This is a genomic window from Kitasatospora sp. NPDC059817 (assembly GCF_042731835.1).
Lineage (GTDB): Bacteria > Actinomycetota > Actinomycetes > Streptomycetales > Streptomycetaceae > Kitasatospora.
In genome coordinates this window covers 955-5,647 of record NZ_JBHWIR010000301.1, presented here as the reverse complement: position 1 = coordinate 5,647, position 4,693 = coordinate 955, and the positions used below count along the sequence as shown (strand labels likewise).

At 73.7% G+C, this 4,693-nt stretch carries 3 protein-coding genes; 2 read left to right on the top strand and 1 reads right to left on the bottom strand.

Annotated elements, in window-relative coordinates:
- A partial coding sequence (locus ACFV61_RS33830) for a tryptophan 7-halogenase (protein ID WP_380495906.1) occupies positions 1-1,230 on the top strand: 1,230 nt, incomplete at its 5' end.
- A 32-nt stretch (positions 1,231-1,262) separates the two neighbouring features.
- Complete coding sequence (locus tag ACFV61_RS33825) at positions 1,263-3,185, top strand: hypothetical protein (RefSeq protein ID WP_380495904.1); 1,923 nt, start codon at positions 1,263-1,265, stop codon at positions 3,183-3,185.
- A gap of 412 nt (positions 3,186-3,597) precedes the next feature.
- Here ACFV61_RS33825 and ACFV61_RS33820 read toward each other — a convergent pair whose 3' ends face one another.
- A complete protein-coding gene (locus tag ACFV61_RS33820; protein ID WP_380495902.1) occupies positions 3,598-4,455 on the bottom strand; it encodes a siderophore-interacting protein in 858 nt (285 codons plus the stop codon).
- Positions 4,456-4,693: the final 238 nt, after the last annotated feature.

Genomic DNA, 4,693 nt, shown 5'->3' with positions numbered 1-4,693 from the left:
GGGGCCGGCGCCCGCGACACGACCCTGTCCGGCGGCGGGGGCCGGCCCCGGCCGGGCGCCGCGTCGCCGGCCATGTCCGCCGCCGCGTCCCCGGTCGCGTCCGCCGCCACGTCTCCGGTCGCGTCCCCGGTCGCGTCCGCCGCCGTGTTCTCCGCCCAACCCGTGTTCAAGATCGGGGAGTTCCTGCCGCCCGCCGCCCGACCGCTGCTGGGCGACCTAGGGCTGCTGGAGGCCTTCCTGGCCTCCGGCCACCCCGTCTCCACCGGCACGTACGCCGCCTGGGGATCGGCCGCGCTGCACGGCCGCAGCCACCTGTTCGACCCGTACGGCCACGGCTGGCACCTCGACCGGCTCCGCTTCGACGCCTTCCTGCGGGACGCGGCCGTCGCGGCCGGTGCCGAACTGCGGCAGGCCACCGTACTGGACCGGCTCGACGACCGGCTGACCGTCCGCGAGCCGGCCACCGGCGCCGTGACGGAGCTGTCCGCCCGCTGGACGGTGGACGCGACCGGCCGACGCTGTGTCATCGGCCGCCGCAACGGCCGCCGCTGGCGACAGGACCGGCTCGTCGCCGCGTACGTCGTGTTCCCCGACCGCCGTCCGTCGCGCCCTTCGCGCCCTTCGCGCCCTTCACGCTCGGGGCAACCGTCGGACCAGGGCCAACCGTCGGACCCGGCGGACGCCGAGGCCCGCACCCTGGTGGAGGCGGCGCCGCACGGCTGGTGGTACACCACCCGGATCCCGGCCGGGCGCCTGGTCGCCCATCTGACCGACGCCGACCTCGCCACCCCGTCCCTGCGCACCCCACAGGGCTTCTGGCACGCGCTCAGTCGCACCGTCCACGTCCGGCGCCGCCTGACCGGGCACGGTCCGGCCGCGACACCCGTGCCGCGCTGGGCGCCGGCTCACGGCCTGCGGCTCACCCCGGCGGCCGGGCCCGGCTGGGTGGCGGCCGGGGACGCCGCCCTCGCCTTCGACCCGCTCTCCTCGCAGGGCATCCTCACCGCGCTGCACACCGGTGCCCGCGCCGGACGGGCCGTGGCCGACTGCCTCGCCGACGGGGGACGAACGACGGCAGCGCTCGCCGACTACACGGCGTTCCTGGACGGGATCGCGGCGGCCTACCGAAGAAATCACGGGTACGCCTATACCCAGGAGCAACGTTGGCCCCTGAGCCCCTTCTGGCGCCGCCGCCGTACAGGCGAACGGCCCCTGAGCGGCATAGCCTGAAAGGGCCGGAACGCTCGTCCAAGGAGTCAGCCATGACGACTCAGACGCTCGCCGTGTTGGACGCCACGGAGGTCACCCAGGCCATTCAGGACCTCCAGCACAGCGTCACCCTGATCGCCGGCAAGGTCACCGTGATCCGCGCCTACGTGAGCGGCGCGAGCGGCCCCGCCACCGGCGTGAACGGCACCGTGACCCTGCTCCGATCACCCACCGACACCCCGATCACCGTTTCCTCGGCCAATACCGTCTCCCTCGATCCGACCGCGCCCAAGGACGTACCCACCCGTCGAGCCGACGCCGGCCTGAGCCTCAACTTCGTCGTGCCGAGCGCACTGACGGCCGAAGGGGCACTCAGCGTGAGCTCGATCGCCCTGACCGACACCATGACGGGCGCCGACGTCCCGTTCAACACGCCGCCCGGCGCCACCGCCGTCTGGTTCACGCAGTCCCCGCCGCTCCGGGTCCGAGTCCTGGGGCTGCGCTACACCATGGGCAACCCACCAGTGACCTACACCCCGCGGGACATCGACTACACCTTCCTGATCAGCTGGCTCAAGCGCGCCTACCCGGTGGCCGACGTCATCGAAGCGCCGCACACCATCATCGACGTCACCGCCACCCCGCCGTTCCAGTGCACCGACACCAACGCCCAGCTCGCCGCCATCCGCGCGCTCGACATCAGCGCCGGCGGTGACCGGCGCACCCACTACCTCGGCCAGGCGGCCGACGGCGGGTTCTTCATGCGCGGATGCGCCTCCGGGGTGCCCGCCACACCCGACCCCACCACCGTCGCCTCGGCGCCGTGCGGTGCCGCGACGTGGGGCTGGGACTTCGACGGCACGTACGCCGACTGGTACGGCGGGCACGAACTCGGCCACACCTACGGCCGCAAGCACCCCGGATTCTGCGGAGAATCGAAGGACGACCTGCAGAACTACCCGTTCCAGAACGGACAGCTGGCCAACGACGCGAACAGCTACGCCGGATTCGACGTGGGCGACCCCCAGCTGAATCTGCCGATGGCCGCCCGGCCGGGCGTGCCGTGGCACGACGTCATGACCTACTGCAACTCCCAGTGGCCCTGCAGCTACACCTACGAGGGCATCCGCCAGCGCCTGCTGGCCGAGGACTCCCTCGCAGCCGGCGCCCCGGCGCCGACCCCAGTGGCTCCGCTGCGCGAGGCCGCCCACGAACTGAGAGTCACCACACGAACCGGCGGCCGCCCCGACGACCGGTTCCCGCAACTCTCGGTGACCGCCGCGGCGGCCCCGGTGCCGGCGGCCGACGAAGCGGCACGGGGAGCGGGGCCCGACACCGGGCAGCTCGTCAGCGTGATCGGGACCGTCAACCTCACCCAGCGCGCCGGTGACATCCGCTTCGTCAATCCGGTGTCGGCCGCGGCCCGACAACCTTCCCAGCCGGCCCCCGCCGGACTGGCCGGGCAGCCGGACGGCGCCGGCCCGGACGGCGAGGTGCCGGTGGTGCTGCGGATCCAGCAGGCAGGCGGTGCACCGCCGCAGGACTTCCCGGTCACGGTCAAGCTGTCGTCGGACCCGGAGCCGGGGCAGGACCGCACCGGCCTGGTCGACGAGGTCCTCCCGGTGGGGGCCGATCCGGCGTCCGTCGAACTGCTCGTCGGAGGGCAGGTCGTGGACACCTTCCGCCCCGGAGCCCCGGCCCCGGCCCTGCGCGGCGCCCGTCCGACGACGGCGCAGGACGGGAACGTCGGGCTGGCCCTGGACTTCGGCCCGGCCCCGCAGGACGGTCAGACCTTCGCGACCCAGGTGAGCACGGATGGCGGACGGACCTGGCAGACCGTCGGGGTCGGCCTGAAGAACCCGACGATCACGATCGACCACAGCCAGTTCCCCCCGGGGACACAGGTTCAGGTCAGGGTCATCTCGACCAACGGCTTCACGAGCACGACATCGGACATCCAGAGCTTCCAGGTGTGAAGCCGCCCTGCCGCCGCCCGGCTGGACTGCGCACACCCGGCCCGGGACCGATCCCCGCACCAGGTGGATGCCTGCGCTCGCCAGCACCCTTCGGGCCCGTCGGACATCCCGACGGGCCCGGACTGAGAGGGACCGTCAGGTTGAAGCCGAACTCCGCCAGGTCGAGTTGCAGCTCCTGACCGCCGAGGAACCCGAGCGCCGCCCTGACCAACCTCAGGCCCGTCACGAAACCGGCGGCCGTCGCCTCCACCCGCGCTCCGAGCAGCGCCGCGCCGCCGGCCAGGACCGCCTCCCCGTCGGGTGTGTACTCGACGAGTTCCGCGTTCCGACGGTGGCCGTCGCCGGCGAACTCGCGCGGGGCGACCACGGTCTCCGCGTCCACGCAACACGGGCGGCTACCCGGCGGCGCGGATCAGCCGGTCGACTCCTGTTCGGCCTGCTCCTGCTCGGCCTCCACCTGGGCGTTCCACTCGCGCTTGGCCGCCCGCCAGGCCTCGTCGCTCTGGCCGGACCGCCAGTAGCCCGAGACCGACATCCGCTCGCGCGGGATGCCCCGCTCCACGCGCAGCAGGCGCCGCAGTTCCTTCACGAAGCCTGCCTCGCCGTGCACGAACGCGGATGCCGTGCCGGCGGGGAATTCCAGCGCGCACACCGCCTCGACCAGCGCCTCGCCCACCGGGCGCGCGCCGCGGTGCAGCCAGCTGATCTCGGCCCCGGCGGGCGAGACGATCTTCTGCTCCTCCGCGGCGTCCGCGACCTCGACGAAGGCGTGCACCACGGCATCGGCCGGCATCCGTTCCAGCGCCGCGGCGATCGCGGGCAGCGCGCTCTCGTCGCCCACCAGCAAGTGCCAGTCGGCACTCGGGTCGGGGGCGTAGCCGCCGCCGGGGCCCAGGAAGCGCACCATCTCGCCGGGCTGTGCGCGGGCCGCCCATGGCCCGGCCAGGCCCTCGTCACCGTGCACCACGAAGTCGATGGTCAGCTCGCGCAGGGCCGGGTCCCAGGCCCGCACGGTGTACGTCCGGGTGATCGGCCGCTGCTCGGGCGGGAACTCCTCGCGGATCCGCGCCATGTCGAAGGGCTCCGGGTAGCTCACGCCCTCGGGCGTGAAGAGCACCTTGACGTAGTGGTCGGTGAACTCGGCGGCGTCGAAGTCCTCCAACCCCGCACCGCCGAGGACCAGGCGCACCATGTGCGGTGTGATCCGCTCGGTGCGCAGCACCTGTGCTTCACGGGCCTGCGGTGTCCGGCGGGTCGGCTGGTCTGCCATGGTGCCCCCCTGGGCTGTGTGATCGCGCTTCTTGGTTAGGCTTGCCTAAGTTAGCACCCTTGAGGCGGTGCTCGGCTCAGGGGCGGCAACCGATCCCCATTCCGTCCACGACCGGGAACGTGACGCCTTGGCAGCCCCGCCTCGGGTCGCGGACGCAGCAAGGGCGTGCGGATGCCGCCGCGGCCGGGGGGGGGGGGGGCGGGGGCGGCGGGCGCCGCGCCGCGCCGGCGCGGGGCGC